General features: G+C 44.2%; 18 protein-coding genes. 4 read left to right on the top strand and 14 right to left on the bottom strand.

Annotated features, from left to right (window positions below; genetic code table 11):
* Window positions 1-535, top strand: a 535-nt coding sequence (clpP, locus tag CJU60_RS03470) for an ATP-dependent Clp endopeptidase proteolytic subunit ClpP (RefSeq protein WP_095712953.1), incomplete at its 5' end; no start/stop codon positions are given.
* A gap of 34 nt (window positions 536-569) precedes the next feature.
* Here clpP and CJU60_RS03465 read toward each other — a convergent pair.
* Window positions 570-1,145 (bottom strand): LOG family protein, encoded by a 576-nt coding sequence (locus CJU60_RS03465; RefSeq protein ID WP_024122955.1) that lies wholly within the window; start codon window positions 1,143-1,145, stop codon window positions 570-572.
* Window positions 1,146-1,261: 116 nt separating this feature from the next.
* Here CJU60_RS03465 and CJU60_RS03460 point away from each other — a divergent pair, with 116 nt between their 5' ends.
* Window positions 1,262-1,582 (top strand): MazG nucleotide pyrophosphohydrolase domain-containing protein, encoded by a 321-nt coding sequence (locus CJU60_RS03460; protein ID WP_024122956.1) that lies wholly within the window; start codon window positions 1,262-1,264, stop codon window positions 1,580-1,582.
* 29 nt (window positions 1,583-1,611) lie between these two features.
* Here CJU60_RS03460 and CJU60_RS03455 read toward each other — a convergent pair whose 3' ends face one another.
* A complete protein-coding gene (locus CJU60_RS03455; protein WP_024122957.1) occupies window positions 1,612-3,222 on the bottom strand; it encodes a SulP family inorganic anion transporter in 1,611 nt (536 codons plus the stop codon).
* A gap of 18 nt (window positions 3,223-3,240) precedes the next feature.
* Window positions 3,241-3,825 carry a beta-class carbonic anhydrase gene (locus CJU60_RS03450; RefSeq protein ID WP_095712951.1) on the bottom strand — a complete coding sequence of 195 codons (585 nt, stop codon included), beginning with the start codon at window positions 3,823-3,825 and terminating at the stop codon, window positions 3,241-3,243.
* A 403-nt stretch (window positions 3,826-4,228) separates the two neighbouring features.
* On the opposite strand from CJU60_RS03450, the gene CJU60_RS03445 reads away from it, so the two are divergent.
* On the top strand, window positions 4,229-5,206 hold the full coding sequence (locus CJU60_RS03445; RefSeq protein ID WP_095712950.1) for a 2-hydroxyacid dehydrogenase: 978 nt from the start codon (window positions 4,229-4,231) through the stop codon (window positions 5,204-5,206).
* 37 nt (window positions 5,207-5,243) lie between these two features.
* Here CJU60_RS03445 and CJU60_RS03440 read toward each other — a convergent pair whose 3' ends face one another.
* The 4 genes from CJU60_RS03440 to CJU60_RS03425 all read right to left on the bottom strand — a co-directional run bounded on the left by CJU60_RS03440 (window position 5,244) and on the right by CJU60_RS03425 (window position 9,800).
* Entirely contained in the window at window positions 5,244-7,184 is a 1,941-nt protein-coding gene (locus tag CJU60_RS03440; RefSeq protein WP_095712949.1) for an FtsX-like permease family protein, read from the bottom strand.
* Window positions 7,159-7,938, bottom strand: coding sequence for a lantibiotic ABC transporter ATP-binding protein PsdA (psdA, locus tag CJU60_RS03435; protein WP_024122961.1), 780 nt, complete (start codon window positions 7,936-7,938; stop codon window positions 7,159-7,161). Before psdA ends, CJU60_RS03440 begins: the two co-directional genes overlap by 26 nt.
* Before the next feature lie 84 nt (window positions 7,939-8,022).
* Window positions 8,023-9,093, bottom strand: coding sequence for a HAMP domain-containing histidine kinase (locus tag CJU60_RS03430; RefSeq protein WP_095712948.1), 1,071 nt, complete (start codon window positions 9,091-9,093; stop codon window positions 8,023-8,025).
* Window positions 9,087-9,800: a response regulator transcription factor gene (locus CJU60_RS03425; RefSeq protein ID WP_095712947.1), complete on the bottom strand. Its 714-nt coding sequence runs from the start codon at window positions 9,798-9,800 to the stop codon at window positions 9,087-9,089. Before CJU60_RS03425 ends, CJU60_RS03430 begins: the two co-directional genes overlap by 7 nt.
* Window positions 9,801-9,948: 148 nt before the next feature.
* Between CJU60_RS03425 and CJU60_RS03420 the strand changes: the two genes are divergently transcribed.
* Window positions 9,949-10,158, top strand: coding sequence for a hypothetical protein (locus CJU60_RS03420; protein ID WP_010331995.1), 210 nt, complete (start codon window positions 9,949-9,951; stop codon window positions 10,156-10,158).
* A gap of 30 nt (window positions 10,159-10,188) precedes the next feature.
* Here CJU60_RS03420 and CJU60_RS03415 read toward each other — a convergent pair whose 3' ends face one another.
* From CJU60_RS03415 to trxB, 7 genes are all read right to left on the bottom strand, one after another.
* Window positions 10,189-10,950, bottom strand: coding sequence for an arylamine N-acetyltransferase family protein (locus CJU60_RS03415; protein ID WP_095712946.1), 762 nt, complete (start codon window positions 10,948-10,950; stop codon window positions 10,189-10,191).
* A 10-nt stretch (window positions 10,951-10,960) separates the two neighbouring features.
* Complete coding sequence (locus tag CJU60_RS03410; protein WP_010331997.1) at window positions 10,961-11,218, bottom strand: HPr family phosphocarrier protein; 258 nt, start codon at window positions 11,216-11,218, stop codon at window positions 10,961-10,963.
* A gap of 23 nt (window positions 11,219-11,241) precedes the next feature.
* The gene (gene whiA, locus CJU60_RS03405; protein WP_024122966.1) at window positions 11,242-12,192 is read right to left on the bottom strand and encodes a DNA-binding protein WhiA; all 951 of its coding nucleotides are present in this window, start codon (window positions 12,190-12,192) and stop codon (window positions 11,242-11,244) included.
* A 22-nt stretch (window positions 12,193-12,214) separates the two neighbouring features.
* Window positions 12,215-13,168: a gluconeogenesis morphogenetic factor gene (gene mgfK / locus CJU60_RS03400; RefSeq protein ID WP_095712952.1), complete on the bottom strand. Its 954-nt coding sequence runs from the start codon at window positions 13,166-13,168 to the stop codon at window positions 12,215-12,217.
* A gap of 1 nt (window position 13,169) precedes the next feature.
* Window positions 13,170-14,057: an RNase adapter RapZ gene (rapZ, locus tag CJU60_RS03395; protein ID WP_059334990.1), complete on the bottom strand. Its 888-nt coding sequence runs from the start codon at window positions 14,055-14,057 to the stop codon at window positions 13,170-13,172.
* A gap of 24 nt (window positions 14,058-14,081) precedes the next feature.
* Window positions 14,082-14,558, bottom strand: coding sequence for an 8-oxo-dGTP diphosphatase (locus CJU60_RS03390; RefSeq protein ID WP_081638370.1), 477 nt, complete (start codon window positions 14,556-14,558; stop codon window positions 14,082-14,084).
* Between the two features lie 318 nt (window positions 14,559-14,876).
* A complete protein-coding gene (gene trxB / locus CJU60_RS03385; RefSeq protein ID WP_044159317.1) occupies window positions 14,877-15,827 on the bottom strand; it encodes a thioredoxin-disulfide reductase in 951 nt (316 codons plus the stop codon).
* Between the last annotated feature and the right edge of the window lie 203 nt (window positions 15,828-16,030).

Raw genomic sequence — 16,030 nt, 5'->3', positions numbered from 1 at the left:
TTCTCGTTTATTAAAGGATCGTATCATCATGCTTGGATCTGCGATTGATGACAACGTTGCGAACTCCATCGTGTCACAGCTTTTATTCTTAGAAGCGGAAGACCCTGAAAAAGATATTTCTATTTACATCAACAGCCCGGGCGGCTCTATCACGGCCGGTATGGCGATCTATGATACCATGCAGTTTATTAAGCCGAAGGTATCTACAATTTGTATCGGTATGGCTGCGTCAATGGGCGCGTTCTTGCTTGCTGCCGGAGAAAAAGGCAAACGCTATGCACTTCCGAACAGTGAAGTTATGATTCACCAGCCTCTTGGCGGAGCTCAAGGTCAAGCGACAGAAATTGAAATTGCCGCGAAACGTATTCTCTTGCTTCGCGACAAATTAAACAAAGTGCTTGCTGAACGTACTGGCCAGCCGCTTGAAGTGATCGAACGCGACACAGACCGCGATAACTTCAAGTCTGCTGAAGAAGCGCTTGAATACGGCCTGATTGACAAAATTCTGACTCGCAACACTGAAGAGCAAAAGTAAAACGAGAAGAGCCTTCCTTTCGGAGGGCTCTTTTTTAAATTTCTGTCCACTTTTTCTCTAAAATCGGATATGAGTAGTTCTTCATTTGCTCAACTAACTCATCGGGCCGTGAAGAGCTATGAATCAGTTTAAGATGAGAGTCGTTAGAAAATCCTTCTTGAATGCTGTATTTGACCATTTTCATCATCGGTTCAAAATATCCGTTGACATTATACAGTCCGATCGGCTTTTGATGAATGCCGATCTGCGCCCAGCAAAGCACTTCAAATAATTCTTCATATGTACCGAAACCGCCCGGCATGGCGATATAGCCGTCAGCCAGTTCGCTCATTTTTGCCTTCCGTTCGTGCATGCCATTGACTTCAATCAGCTCTGTCAAGTTTTGATGGACAACCTCTCCGCTGAACAGGCCGCTTGGCATCACTCCAATTGCAGTGCCGCCGTTTTCCATTAACGCATCGGCAATCGCGCCCATCAATCCTACACGAGAGCCCCCGTATACCAGGCCGATTCCCTGCTCTGCCATATACACGCCAAGCTCTGTCGCTTTTCTTTTATACGCTTCATTTCCCCCCGGGTTTGAGCCCGCAAATACACAAATTGTTTTCATCTCGTCATCTCCGCATCTATATATCGTGTTAACATTCAAAAAACACACTATATATTGTCCCACCTTCATGTGATAATATCAATATGAAATACATAAAGAATGCAGGAGTGATGATGTTGCAGCTGGCTGATGCTGAAAAATGGATGAAAGAGTTTTACGAAAAAAGGGGCTGGACGGAATACGGACCGTTTATTCGAGTCGGGTTTTTAATGGAGGAAGCCGGAGAGCTGGCACGGGCTGTCAGGGCGTACGAAATCGGCAGAGACCGGCCGGATGAGAAAGAATCGACACGAGCTGAGCAAAAACAAGAATTGATTGAAGAAATGGGAGACGTCATCGGAAATATCGCCATCCTTGCTGATATGTACGGCGTTTCTTTAGAAGACGTGATGATAGCCCACCAAGAAAAACTGACAAAGCGATTTGAGCATGCATAAAAAAAAAACGGCCGCAGTCGGCCGTTTTTTCATCCTGTGATTTCATCATGATGATCAAAGAAATGCTGCTTTCCTATTTTGTGAAAGAGGCCTGTTTTATGCAGGAGCTCTTTAGGCTGAGACTGCAGCCCTACGATCATCAGCTTTCCGTTGTGGCGCTTAATTCTGTTCATGATGTTCACAAGCACCGCTTCTGCAGATGTATCCATGTAATGCACTTTATTCATGAGTAAAATGAGGGTCTTCGGCTTTTTCTGTACATGCTCTAACAGTGACGATTCAAGCGAATCAATCGATCCGAAAAACAGCGGTCCTTCTATGGAGTACATGCTGACGGAAGGATCTGTCCCCTGCTCACTCTTAGCCGCTTTCGCAAGAGCTGGATGAGACTCCTGATTGTGAATACGGGTCGCTTCACTCATTCTTCTGATGAAGAACACAAATGCGAGCAGCAATCCGGTCGCCACACCGACGATTAAATCAAACAGAACCGTCAGGACAAAGGTAGCGGCTAAAATGAAGGAATCGGCGTTTTTCAATCTCAGCATGTTTGCGACTTCCTTCCGCTCACTCATATTCCATGCGACAACCATCAATATCGGCGCCATACTTGCAAGCGGAACGTGGGAAGCATAAGGCGCGAATACAAGCAGTACAAGAAGAACCACGACGCCGTGAACGACACCTGAGACAGGTGAAACCGCTCCGTTTTTAATATTGGTTGCCGTCCGCGCAATCGCTCCGGTAGCCGGGATTCCGCCAAACAGCGGCGCGGCCATATTCGCAATCCCCTGGCCGACAAGCTCTTTGTTGCTGTCGTGCTTTGACCCTTTCATATTATCGGCAACCATCGCGGATAATATTGACTCGAGGCCGCCAAGAAGCGCGATGACAAGCGCTGCCGGAAACAGCATGACCATTTTATCTATTGTCAGCTCCGGAAACTGAAATTCAGGCAAATGGCGAGGAATATCTCCATAGGTTGAGCCAATCGTTGCCATGCGGTCAGGGAAAAACACAACCGCAACAAGCGTAGAAATGAGAAGAGCCAATAAAGCTCCGGGTACTTTTGGCATCACTTTGGCGGATACAAGCAAAATGACAAGTCCGATGACTGCTGTCAAAATGGCATATCCGTTAAAGGTGCCGAGCTTCTGTGCAATTTCAAACATGTTGTGATGAAAGTTCTCATGTTTTTCTACGTTTTTCAAACCGAGAAAATTAGCGATTTGTTCAGTGAAGATTAACACGGCGATTCCAGCCGTAAACCCGACGATAACTGGCTTCGGCACATACTTCATAATTTTGCCGAGCTTAAACAATCCGAACAGCACCAGCATGACGCCTGCCATAAATCCCGCTATCAGCAGATTTTCCAGCCCGTACTGCATCACAATACCGAATAAAATCGGGACAAACGCGCCAGTCGGACCGCCAATTTGATATTTAGATCCCCCGAACAAAGAAATACAGATCCCCGCCACGACAACAGTATACAGCCCGTATTCAGGCTCGACTCCCGAGGCAATGGCAAACGCCATCCCTAAAGGAATTGCCACGACTCCTACTACGATACCTGCAATTAGGTCTTTCTGAAATTTCTGCAAATTGTATCCCTTGAATCTCCCAGAGAATCGCATATTTTGTTAAAACCTCCCTTATGAATTAGTCTTTATGAACTCAGTTTCATAACCGTTAATCACGACGTCAAGTTTGCCTGTCTCCGGGTGTATCACAAGCCCGTGAACCGGCAGCTTTTTTGGCAGCAGCGGATGATTCTTGATCAGATTGACACTGTGGGAAACGCTTTCTTCCACACTGTGAAAACCGGTCAGCCAGGTTTTCAAATCTAATCCGGCGCTATCAAGCAAACTCAGGCAGCTTGCTTCTACCCCGCGTTCCTTTGCTTTTTCAAGAATCGAGGCCGCATTCAGGCCTGACATCCCGCATTCATGGTGGCCGATTATGCAAACCTCTTCAGCCTGCAATTCATAAATGGCGACCAATATGCTGCGCATGACACTTCCAAATGGGTGAGAAACGATGGCTCCCGCGTTTTTTACAATCTTAGCGTCGCCGTTTTTAAGCCCCATTGCTTGCGGAAGAAGTTCTGTGAGTCTTGTATCCATACAGGTAACAATAACGAGCTTTTTTGAAGGAAATTTTGTCGTTTTGTAGGGTTCGTACTTCTTCTCTCTGACAAACTGCTGATTGTGTTCCAAAATTGATGTTAAAGAAACCATTTTTATTCATCTCCCATCCCTATGTTATTGCAAGCCTTCTTACCCAGCTTACAGTAAGGAATTATAGCATAGGAACAGGCTGCGAAAAGGCTTTCAACAAAAGACGATCTAATTGGACTGTAAAATAAATACGTAAAAATTTATATCTTTCAAAGATAATAAAATTTATATTTATTGAATCCTATAATCCAGGTTCTGCTGATATTTTGGTGATTTGTCTGACAAAAAATATAGGCGAATTCAGATAATTAAAAAACTTATTTAAGCAGAGGCTGCTGTTTTTTCAGTCATCTCGATCATTTTAAGTTCAAAAGAACCAGAAATTTCAACAAACGCAGCAATATTTCTAACTTCTATTTCTTTCCGATATAATAAAATAGACAACAGCCATAAAGGGGGAGCCTTGTTGAAACCATTTGTATTTATCACCAAACCGATTCCTGAAGAGATTGAAAACATGATCAGTGAGCATTGCCGCTATGAGATATGGCAGGAGGATACACTTCCGCAAGAGGTGCTATTCGAAAAAATGAAAGATGCTGAAGGGCTTTTAACTACTGGAACATCTGGGCCGTCCATCAACAGCGAGCTGCTTGAACATGCTCCTAAGCTGAAGGTCGTCAGCAATCAATCCGTCGGCTACGATAATTTTGATATAGAAGCGATGAAAGAAAAAAGCGTCGTCGGCACTCATACGCCTTATACACTGGATGACACAGTGGCCGATCTGGCCTTTTCTTTAATTCTATCATCGGCCAGACGTGTTGCTGAACTGGACCGTTTCGTCCGGGCCGGTAAATGGGGTACGGTTGAAGAAGAAGACCTTTTCGGCATTGACGTCCATCATCAAACATTAGGCATTATCGGCATGGGCAGAATCGGCGAGCAAGCGGCCAGACGCGCCAAATTCGGTTTCGATATGGACGTGCTTTATCATAACCGCCATCGCAAACAAGAAACTGAAGAAAGCATCGGCGTCAAATACGCTGAGCTTGACACACTGCTGGAGCAATCAGATTTTGTTCTGCTGATTACTCCGCTGACTGACGAAACGTATCACATGATCGGGGAACGTGAATTTAAACTGATGAAGGATTCTGCAATTTTCGTCAATATTTCCCGGGGAAAGACGGTTGATGAAAAAGCCCTCATCCGCGCTCTTCAAGAAGGCTGGATTCGCGGTGCCGGTTTAGACGTGTACGAAGAAGAACCTGTCGCAAAAGACAACCCGCTCTTGCAGCTCGACAATGTCACCCTACTGCCGCATATTGGCTCAGCAACAGCGAAAGTGCGCTTCAATATGTGTAAACAGGCCGCTGAAAACATGATCGCAGCTATCAAAGGGGAAACACCGAAAAATCTGACAAGAGAATTTCAGTAAATCAAAAAATCCGGTCTGATGAAGACCGGATTCCATATTACATATGCTGGAGTACAGCACGCTTATAAATATGACGTGTGACGATATAATAAACAGTCTGGAATACAAAATAAATGAAGATGACAATCACGGCCTCAAGAAATAAGTTAGCATTCAGCATGTTGCTTAACGCCACATACGCAAAACCGGCGTGAATCGTGCCCGCGATAAACGGGATGAAGAACAAAAATCCAATTTGTCTTCCAAGGATGGAGTGAATCTCATTGTCCGTAACCCCCATTCTCTTTAATGCTAACACTTGCACTCTCGTATCTTCTATTTCAGTAAACATCCGCAAATACAGCATGCTTCCTTGAACAATAAAAAACAGCACGCTGACAAACAGACCGATAAACAGCATTAGTGCGACTCCCTGCTTCACAACTTGAAAACTCGGAGCACGCGTTTGAAAATCAGATGTATGTTCTTTCGGCACCATGTTTTCAAGCTTCTCAGAGACGTCCACCGTCTCCTGCCAATGCTCAAGCTCATAGCCTACCACTCTCGTCTGATCCTTCAGCGGCACCTCCTGTGTCAGGCTGTCAAAGCTTTTTTCGCCGACAACCAATAAACGGCTGACTCCTCCGACTGACATCAATATCCCTTTGTTTTGCTGCTTTTTCATGACATAGGAAAGTGATTTTCCTGACTTCATATGAAACGCTGCTTTTTCCCCTTCCCTGAACGTATCTTTCACCATCATTTGAAACGGAACATTGATAAACGCTTCATTTTTTTGTAAATGAATAACGGGAAAACCTTTTTCCTTTGCGACTTGATTATAGATTTTCTCTGAAATCAGCAAGGCCTCTGTTTCCGCCTTCCTGTTTCCATACGGCAAGTCTGATTGAAATGTAACAGGAATACCTGTGGCGTTCACTTTATATTTAATCTCAGCATCTGCTCTTTTCAATGTATTCTCAGCCGTCTCAGGCTTCATAACCTGAAAGCGGGAAGCGTCTTTTTCCACCCAGGCAACAGATTGAGGAATGCTTTGCTCCTCCTGCCTTTCTAAATCAGCATAAAACATATAGATCACACCTGTAGCGGTTAAAATGACTGCTGTAATCACAGAGGTTAAAAACAGCATGCGTGCGTGATCTTTCAGCCTGAATATCATGTTGGAACGCACAATGATATTGGTTCCTTTGTAAAAGCTGTGTTTCTTTCTGTACAGCATGCGGAAAAACGCGACACTGCTTTGTGTAAAAAAGAAATACGTGCCGATTAACACTAAAATCAAAATCGGAAAGACACGAAACATCATGTCGATCGCATTGGCTGTGGCAGACAGATAATAACCGCCAGCCAGACAAAGCAAAGACAGCACAGTGAGCCATTTTGAATAGGCCGGTAAATTTTTAGGTTTTTGAGCTGATTTAATCAAATCTATGATTTCGAGCTTGCGAATCTGCCCCAGCGATAAAATAAGCAGGACTTGAAACAATATGAGAAAACCGACCGCCGTCAGCACAAATGCTTTCGGTACAATCGCAAACGAGATCGGCACCTTCACACTGAGCATCCATGTCATGACCATAAAAAACAGTTTTGAAAATAACAGCCCCGTGCCGATACCGGCCGCAATCGCCGCAAGAGAAATCAGCGACTGCTCATAATAAATCATCTTTCGGAGCTGCTGCTTTGATGTCCCGAACAGCGTAAACAAGCCAAACTCTTTCTTTCTCGCTTGTAAAAATGCTGAATTTGAATAAGAAATAAAGAATATACAAAACACGATGATAACGATAAGAGCCGCGCTCAAACACGTTTTCACAAGGCTTCCGCCATACACATTGTCTTCCGTCACATCCGGGTGAAAAATAAAAGATGTGAAGACGAAAAAGACCGAGACGGCAAACACACAGCTTAAAAAGTAAGCAACATATCTTTGCAGATTCCCAATAATGTTCTTACGGGCGATGGTTCTCAAATTCATGAAAATCGCCTCCCAACACACTCAGGGTATCTAGGATACTTTGATAAAACACCTGCTGATTCGTTCCCCTGCGGATCTCTGAAAAAAATCTTCCGTCTTTAATAAAGACGATCCGTTTACAGAAGCTTGCCGCTGTGGCATCATGCGTAACCAATAGTATCGTTGCTTCCTTTTCTTCATTTAGCTGAGCCAGCGTGTTCATGACCTGTTTTGCAGATTTTGAATCAAGGTTGCCTGTCGGTTCATCCGCCAATATCAGAGCCGGATTATGAATAATGGCTCTTGCACAGGCCGCACGCTGCTGCTGGCCTCCGGACACTTCGTATGTACGGTGGTCCAGAATATGTTTGATTTGCAATGTATCTGCCAGTTCATCTAAGCGGTTTTCCATTTCACTCAGCTTTACCTTGTCCAACGCGAGCGGAAGCAGGATGTTTTCCCGAATCGTCAGCGTATCAAGCAGATTAAAGTCTTGGAAGACAAAGCCCAGCTCTCTTCTGCGAAACAGAGCCATCTCTTGATCCTTTAACGTTTTCGGCTGAATGCCGTTGATCATCATCTCGCCCTGGGTCGGCTTATCAATGGTGGCCAGCAAATTCAGGAGCGTGGTTTTTCCGCTTCCTGACGGCCCCATGATGCCGACAAATTCTCCTTTATTTACACTGAGGTCAAAATCGCTAAGTGCCTGATATGACATCGTTCCTTTATTTGAATAATATGTTTTTGACAGCTTCGTTGTTTGCAGCACGTTCATGCCTCTGATCCTCCTTTTTTCTTTATTATAAAAAGGAAGTCAGCAGCCTCCCATCGAACTTTCTTTCAATCTCGCTTTCGAACCTTACAATGCTGTCACATTCGCCAGGGTGTCACTTGAAAAGACGATTGTCATCACGGTGCCCGCTCCCTCTTTTGATTGCGCGTACAGTCTATGGCCCAGCTGGCTGCACACCTCTTTCGCCAAATATAGGCCCATTCCTGTCGCCTGCGTCATGCTTCGCCCGTTTTCACCAGTAAAAAACGGATCAAAAATCCGTGGAAGATCCTGCGCCGGGATGCCGATACCGTCATCTGCAACTGATAAACGCGTTTCATGGCCTTGCGTTTCAATCCGGATGGTAATATGGTCCCCAACGCCTTGCTTTGAATATTTCAGGGCATTGAAAAGGATTTGCTCCACAACAAAGGAAAGCCACTTTTGATCACTGGAAACCTGGACGGCGTTTGGCGGCACATGTAATTTCGGGAAAAGCCTCCGTTTAATAAACTGCCGTTTTTCCTGATTGATCAATGAGCGGACAAGCTCTGTCAAATCAAAGGTTTCTGGTTTTACATCAAAAGCGAACTCCTCCAGCCGGGCTGTTTGCAGCATCATGTCCAGCCCATGGCGAAACCGTTCATTTTCATCTTCCAGCTCCTCTAAAAATGTCTGAAAGGAAGAAGCGGTCCCGTTCTTTCCTTCTTGAATCATTAAGGAAATGACGGATACGGGTGTTTTCATATGGTGAATCCATTGATTCGTAAATGTATAATGCTGTTTTTGTTTATTGATATATTGTGAGAGCTTTCCGGCATATTGATCACCAAGCGAGTTAATCATTTTTGTCCAAAGGGCTTGCTCTCTTGTTCTTGGCTTGCGGGCTTCAAGCGACCGCCCTATGTCATTTGAAGCGGGTGCCTGGTCGGCCAGTTTTTTCAAAAATGCCAGAAAGGACACTTGCCGGATGTAATCGGCAGTAAAACCAGCCGCCAAAAGGACACCAGGCAGAACCCATATGTACATCATATTTTCTGCAGAAGGCTCGGCACCGCTCTCTATAATGCTTAAATAGGCAATAAACATAGCGGCACCTATGCTTAATAACGAAAAAAGAATAATGGCTAATCGGTCGATTATATAAGTCTTTAACACTCCCGTTCATCCTTCCGATTGACTTCAAATACATAGCCCTGCCCCCTGATGGTTGCAATGGCGTCTTTCAATCCGGCATTCTCCAGCTTTCTCCGCAGCCGGTTTACATTAACCGTTAATGTATTATCATCAACAAAATCGACGTCGTCCCATAATGCCTCCAGCAATTCATCACGCGAGACAATTTTTTTATGCTCTCTTATGAAAATCGAAAGCAGCTGAAATTCTTTTTGTGAAAACGAGATGCGGCTGTTCTTCCACTCCGCTTCATATTGATCTGGATATATCGTTAGACCGCCAAGCTCCACCAGTCTTGATTCCTGAGACAAAGAAGCAGAATACTCACCATAAGTCCGGCGCAGCACGCTTTTGATTTTGGCCATGACGACCTCTAAGTGAAACGGCTTTGTGATATAGTCATCGCCCCCGTTCTCAATCGCCATCACCTGATTCAGTTCATCAGTCCGCGCCGAGATAAAAATAATCGGAGCATTGGAAACCGTCCGGATTTGCCTGCACCAATAAAACCCGTCAAAAAAAGGGAGATTAATATCGAGCAGCACAAGATCCGGTTTCATTTCCGCAAATTCTTCCTTTATGTTATTCAGCTTTTCAGCTATTTTTATATGGTATCCGTATTTCTGAAGATGGCCGCCCAGCAATGAAGCAATCCGTTCATCATCTTCCACGAGTAAGATCCGGTACACGTTTATCCCCCTTATATGTCTAGCGCGTTGATTTTTCTAGAAGATTCCAAAATTCATTATAGCATGTGGGGGATAGTAAATCGGTCTTTTTCTATTCGTTATGGTAGAATGAAAAAAGGGAAAAATTCCTTAATAAGTAGGTGTCATTATGAAGATAATCATGCTACTTGTAACCATTACGTCAACTCTTTCAGCATGCCAGCCGAACTATACCGGGGAATACATAGAAATTGGAGATTCACTGACTGAATACGAAAAAGAGTGCTTTAAAGAGAATCACATTCCTTATCAATATGAAAAAGGAAAACTGTATATCCCGGAAGATGCATTTGATGTAGTAATCAATACTTGTTCATAAGAAAAAGCTTGCAGTATGTCTGCAAGCTTTTCACATTACAAAAAAATAAGTGTTTAATTTCTCTTCAAACTCTGAAGGGGCGATGTCACTTTTTTGGCCTTCTCCGCCGTTTTCATGAATCGTAAAATGGCGGTCTGACATGACCATCCGCCCGTTCGGTGTCAACTTTGAGGCGAGCAGTGATTTGTTAAAAGGAGATTTTTCATGAGAATGAATCAGGTCCTTCATGTCATCTAAATCACCGGGATCCCTCTCTTCAAGGGTAAAGGCATAACCGATTTGCCAGCCTTCTCCTTTGTCCATCAACAGAAGATGGGTACCCATTTCCGTCGCTTTTTCCTTGATTCGGAATGCTCCCACAGGAGATTGTACCGTTTCTCCGGAAAGCGGTATCGGCTCCAGCGCCAGGTTGATGCCAAAACCAATATCAACGATGTAATCTCCCTTTTCTGCCGACAGCCATACAGCAGCATGGGTTCCTTCCAATGCCCACTCTTCTTGCTTTCCTGCATAAACTGTTCCGCGAATGAGCTTCACATGAAAACCGGCATCGCGTAAGACATAGTAAAGAAAACCATTCAGGTCGTAGCATACTCCCCCATGCTGCTCTTTGATCAGACGGCGCCAAAGCTCCTCTTTGGTTACCTTATAATTCTCTTTTGCAAGAACTGCCCGGTTTTCAAAAGGGTATCGGTACGCCATCGCTTTTAGAAAAAGGGGAAGATCGTCGAAGCTGACATGATCCTTCTTCCAGCCGATTTTCTTAAAACAGTCTTTCAGAAAATCATTCATTTTGCATCACCTAAACTTCCTCTTGAACATACGCCGAAAGCTTTTCCAGCGCCTCTTGTTCATCTTCTCCCTCGGCAATCAATATGACTTCTGTGCCTGTGCTTACTGCAAGGCTCATCAGCCCCATGATGCTCTTCGCATTTACTTTTTTCCCATCCTTCTCAAGAAACACATCTGACGTAAACCGGTTTGCTTCTTGTACAAACAAAGCAGCAGGACGCGCCTGCAGTCCAGTCTTTAATCGAACTTCCACTTTCTGCTGAACCATAAGATCTCCCCTTTTCTTTACGGTTATTTTAAAGTGACGGTTTGCCCTGTCCGCAGCTGTTCTGCGATTTCGTCAAGTTTTCTCAGCCTGTGATTGATCCCTGATTTGCTGATTTTTCCGCTCGCTACCATTTCTCCCAGCTCTTTCAGCGTCACTTCCTGGTAATCAATCCGCAGCTGCGCGATTTCCCGAAGTTTTTCAGGAAGCGCCTCCAAGCCGATTCTTTCATCGATGTATTTAATATTTTCTACCTGTCTGAGCGAAGCCCCAATGGTTTTGTTTAAGTTGGCTGTTTCACAATTAACAAGGCGATTAACCGAATTTCTCATGTCTCTGACGATTCTGACATCCTCAAAACGCAGCAGCGAATTATGTGCGCCGATTACGTTCAGAAATTCAGTAATCTTTTCTGCCTCTTTTAAGTAAGTGATATAGCCTTTTTTCCGTTCGAGCGTTTTGCTGTTTAAATGAAACTCATTTAACAGGTCGCATAATGAATCGTTATGCTCTTTATAGAGAGAAAAAATTTCTAAATGATACGAGGAGGTTTCCGGATTATTGACTGAACCTCCCGCCAAAAATGCCCCTCTCATGTAAGAACGCTTGCAGCATCTCTTTTTGACAAGCTCTTTTGAAATATTTCGCTCAAACACAAAATTCTCGCCGAGTATTTTTAAATCCTCTAAGATGAACTTTGCATTCTCTGAAAAACGCACAATATAGACGTTATTCTTTTTCAGCCGCATTTTCTTTCTGACCAGCAGCTCAACCGACACATCATATTGTCTTTTCAGCAATGTATAGATGCGGCGGGCAATCGCTGCATTTTCAGTTTGAACATCAAGTACGAGATGGCGGTTAGCAAATGATAAAGATCCATTCATTCGGATAAGTGCAGACAGCTCTGCCTTAATGCAGCAGTCCTTCACTTCCAGGTTCGTTAATTCTTTTTTTGTTTCCGATGCAAATGACATATAGCCACCTCATTTCAAGGCTTCAATCTTTCAGTAAATCGACAAGAAGAGAAGCCACTTTATGTGTATCGTGACGAATTACGTCATTTTTATGTGTTACGATTTGATCTCTGATAACTTCAAGCCCCATCGCTTTCAGCTCTTCGATATCAAAATCAACAGGACGCGCCGATTCTACTGCGTACTTACGTTTTATTTCGTCAGGAATGTCTTCACTGTTAACCAGTATGGTATCGATAAAGCCGCAGCCCATATGCTGATTGAGCGCTTTCACATGATCGGCAGCGGTATAATGCAGCGTTTCTCCGGGCTGTGTCATCACGTTGCAGATATACACTTTTTTCGCCGGCGCCTTGATCACTTCTTCTCCAATTTTTGGGACGAGCAAATTAGGAAGAATACTGGTATAAAGGCTTCCCGGTCCGATAATAATCAGATCCGCTTCTCTGATTACTTCTATCGTTTCCGGCAGCGGATCAATGTTTTCAGGCGTCAGAAAAACGCGCTTAATACGCTGGCCGTACTCCGGAATAGTGGACTCGCCTGAGACAACGCGGCCGTCCTCCATTTCGGCATGCAGAACAACACTGGCATTGGCTGCCGGCAACACCTTTCCTCTTACATTCAGCACCTTGCTCATTTCTGTGACAGCGTGAAAAAAATCACCGGTTATATTCGTCATCGCTGCCAAAATTAAATTTCCGAGTGAATGACCCGTTAAGTCGTTCCCTTTATTAAAACGGTGCTGAAAGAGATCTTCAACTAGCGGCTCCACATCGGATAAAGCGGCAAGTACATTTCTGATGTCTCCTGGTGGCGGGATTTGCAGTTCGTTCCGCAGCCGCCCCGAGCTACCTCCGTCATCAGCAACTGTGACAATCGCCGTAATATCAACGGGTTTATGCTTTAAGCCCCGAAGCAATACAGAAAGGCCTGTGCCGCCGCCAAAGATTGCGATTTTCGGTTTTTGTCCCATCTTATTTCCGGCTTCTCTTTTCAATGTCCCGGTGAGTAACATGAGTATAGTAATCCTTTTTGAAATAGTCAGCTAAATACTCGGCAAGTGTCACAGAGCGGTGCTGGCCCCCTGTGCAGCCGATCGCAATGACGAGCTGGCTCTTTCCTTCTCTTTTGTAGGACGGCAGCATGAAGCTGAGTAAATCGATTAATTTTTCATTGAACTTTTGTGTTTCATTCCATTTCATGACGTAAGAGGATACCTCTTCATCTTTTCCGGTCAGCGGCCTCATGCTTTCGATATAATATGGATTCGGCAAAAATCTGACATCAAAGACGAGATCGGCATCAATCGGAATACCGTATTTAAAACCAAATGACATGACATTTACCGTAAATGTCTCTCCTTGGTTTGTCGCAAAATGCTTTACGATTTTCTCGCGCAGATCGCGCGGCTTCATGTCTGATGTATCATAAATCATTTGAGAGCGGCCTTTTAATTCCTCAAGCAGCTCACGTTCCAGCGCGATGCCTTCGAGCGGAAGACCAGTCACTGCCAGCGGATGCGAACGTCTCGTTTCTTTATATCTTGTCACGAGAATCGAATCCTTCGCGTCTAAAAATAAAATTCGCGGTGTAATCCACGGATTTTCCGCCATTTCATCCAGCGCCTCAATCAGCCGGTCAAAAAATTCACGGCCGCGCAAATCCATAACAAGCGCGACCTTGCTCATTTTCGAATTTGATTCCTTCATCAGCTCTAAAAATTTCGGAAGCAATGAAGGCGGCAGATTATCGACGCAGAAATAGCCGAGATCCTCAAAGCTTTGAATCGCAACGGTTTTTCCCGCGCCCGACATGCCGGTTATAATGACAAGCTGAATATCATGTGATTCACTAACACTCATCTTTCTCCCCCCTGACTTGTCTTTCTATTTGATGTGCTGCGGATCTAAACGATAACTGAGCAGCTCAAACTCCGGTGTATACGTAAATGTGCCGTGCAGCAGCCCTTGTCCCTTCATCATAAAGTCGAGGATATGGCCGTCTCCCGGGGCCATAGGCAGGTTTTGAATATCCTTCACATTGTGCCACTGTAAAATGCCTTCTTCTGATTCAGACACATTTTCTCCCGTATAGGAATCAGCAACAAACGTAAACATCATCCACTCAGACACAATGTGGTCACCGTCTTTAATAATAAAGGTAAAAACGCCTTTTAGCTGGGGATTTATGATATAGATACCAGTCTCTTCTCTGAATTCTCTGATGACGGAATCCCTGACTGATTCTCCGCTCTCCATCTTGCCTCCCGGCGCAACCCACCAGCCGCGTCTTGGCTTTTGAAGAAGAAGAACTTTGTCATCCGCCTTGAGAACACAATTTGTCACTCTTTGCAAGTACGTCACCTAACCTTCTCGTCCTGTCATCGTCTCTTTATTATACCGTTTCAAGATGCCTCTCACAATGAAGAGACATTGACAATCTTTTCTTCTATTTTACAGCATATTCTTTCCCGCGTTCAGATGATTTTATTGTGAAAGGAAATTGTCTTTTATTTTTGGACAAAAAAAGGACACGGATAACTGGAGAATCCGTGCCAAAAGTGTATTCATTATAAAAAGGGGGTCAATTACTTTATTAATCATAACCGATAAGTTTTACACAACTGTTACAGCGGAATTAAAACCCAGTAACGTTATGTGAAACTCGTATGACAGCCCTTTTTATTTTAAGGTTTTCAGCGTTTCCTGGAGCTCTTCGACATAATGCTGTACGCTTTGTGCCGCAATACTTCCGTCACCTGTAGCCGTTACGATTTGGCGCAATGATTTTTCGCGAATGTCTCCGGCTGCGAAAATCCCTTCAACCTTTGTTTCCATTCGGTCGTTGGTTTCGATGTAGCCTTCTTCATTTGTGATGCCAAGGTTTTCAAACGGTTTAGACAGAGGAAGCATACCGATATAAATGAATACGCCGTCTGTTGTGAATTCACTTTCTTCACCAGTTACCGTATCCACAAGCGTCACTTTGCCGACTTTGCCGTTTTCCTCATGAATTTCCTTCACGGTTTTATTCCATAAGAAATCTACTTTTTCATTATCAAACGCTCTCGCTTGGAGAATGCTTTGCGCACGGAGTTTGTCACGTCTGTGTACAATCGTTACTTTTGAAGCGAAACGTGTTAAGTACACGCCTTCTTCAACCGCTGAGTCTCCTCCGCCGACAACAACCAGCTCTTTGCCTTTAAAGAAAGCGCCGTCACATACTGCACAATACGAAACACCGCGGCCGCCCAATTCTTTTTCGCCAGGTACGCCGATTTTTTTATACTCTGCACCTGCGGCGATGATAACAGCACGTGCTTTATATTCTTTTGAACCGGCTTTCACAACTTTGTACTCTTTGCCGTCCACAATTTCTTTAATATCGCCATAAGCGTATTCCGCGCCGAATTTCTTCGCGTGTTCAAACATTTTGTTGGAAAGCTCAGGTCCGAGGATGCTTTCGAAACCAGGATAGTTCTCCACATCTTCCGTGTTTGCCATTTGGCCGCCCGGAATTCCTCTTTCAATCATTAATGTCGATAAGTTTGCTCTAGATGTGTATACAGCGGCCGTCATCCCAGCGGGACCCGCGCCGATAATAATCACGTCATATATTTTTTCTTCTGACACACTCATTCACTCCTTAAAACGTCTTTTCGAGTTGGGCTCTTCCTTATATGATAAGAATCCCCATCAAACGTATTCCTTACCCATATCCTATAAAATCTCATGGTGATACGCCATTTTTTTGCTCATTTTTTTTGAAACGCGATTAAATGTATTTCAAAAGGGTATGTATATTAATAAAGAAAGAGCCTTCTGTCCATAGAAGG

The organism is Bacillus sp. 7705b (genome assembly GCF_002289525.1).
GTDB classification, from domain to species: Bacteria; Bacillota; Bacilli; order Bacillales; family Bacillaceae; genus Bacillus; species Bacillus halotolerans.
This window is presented reverse-complemented; position numbering and strand designations above follow the sequence as displayed.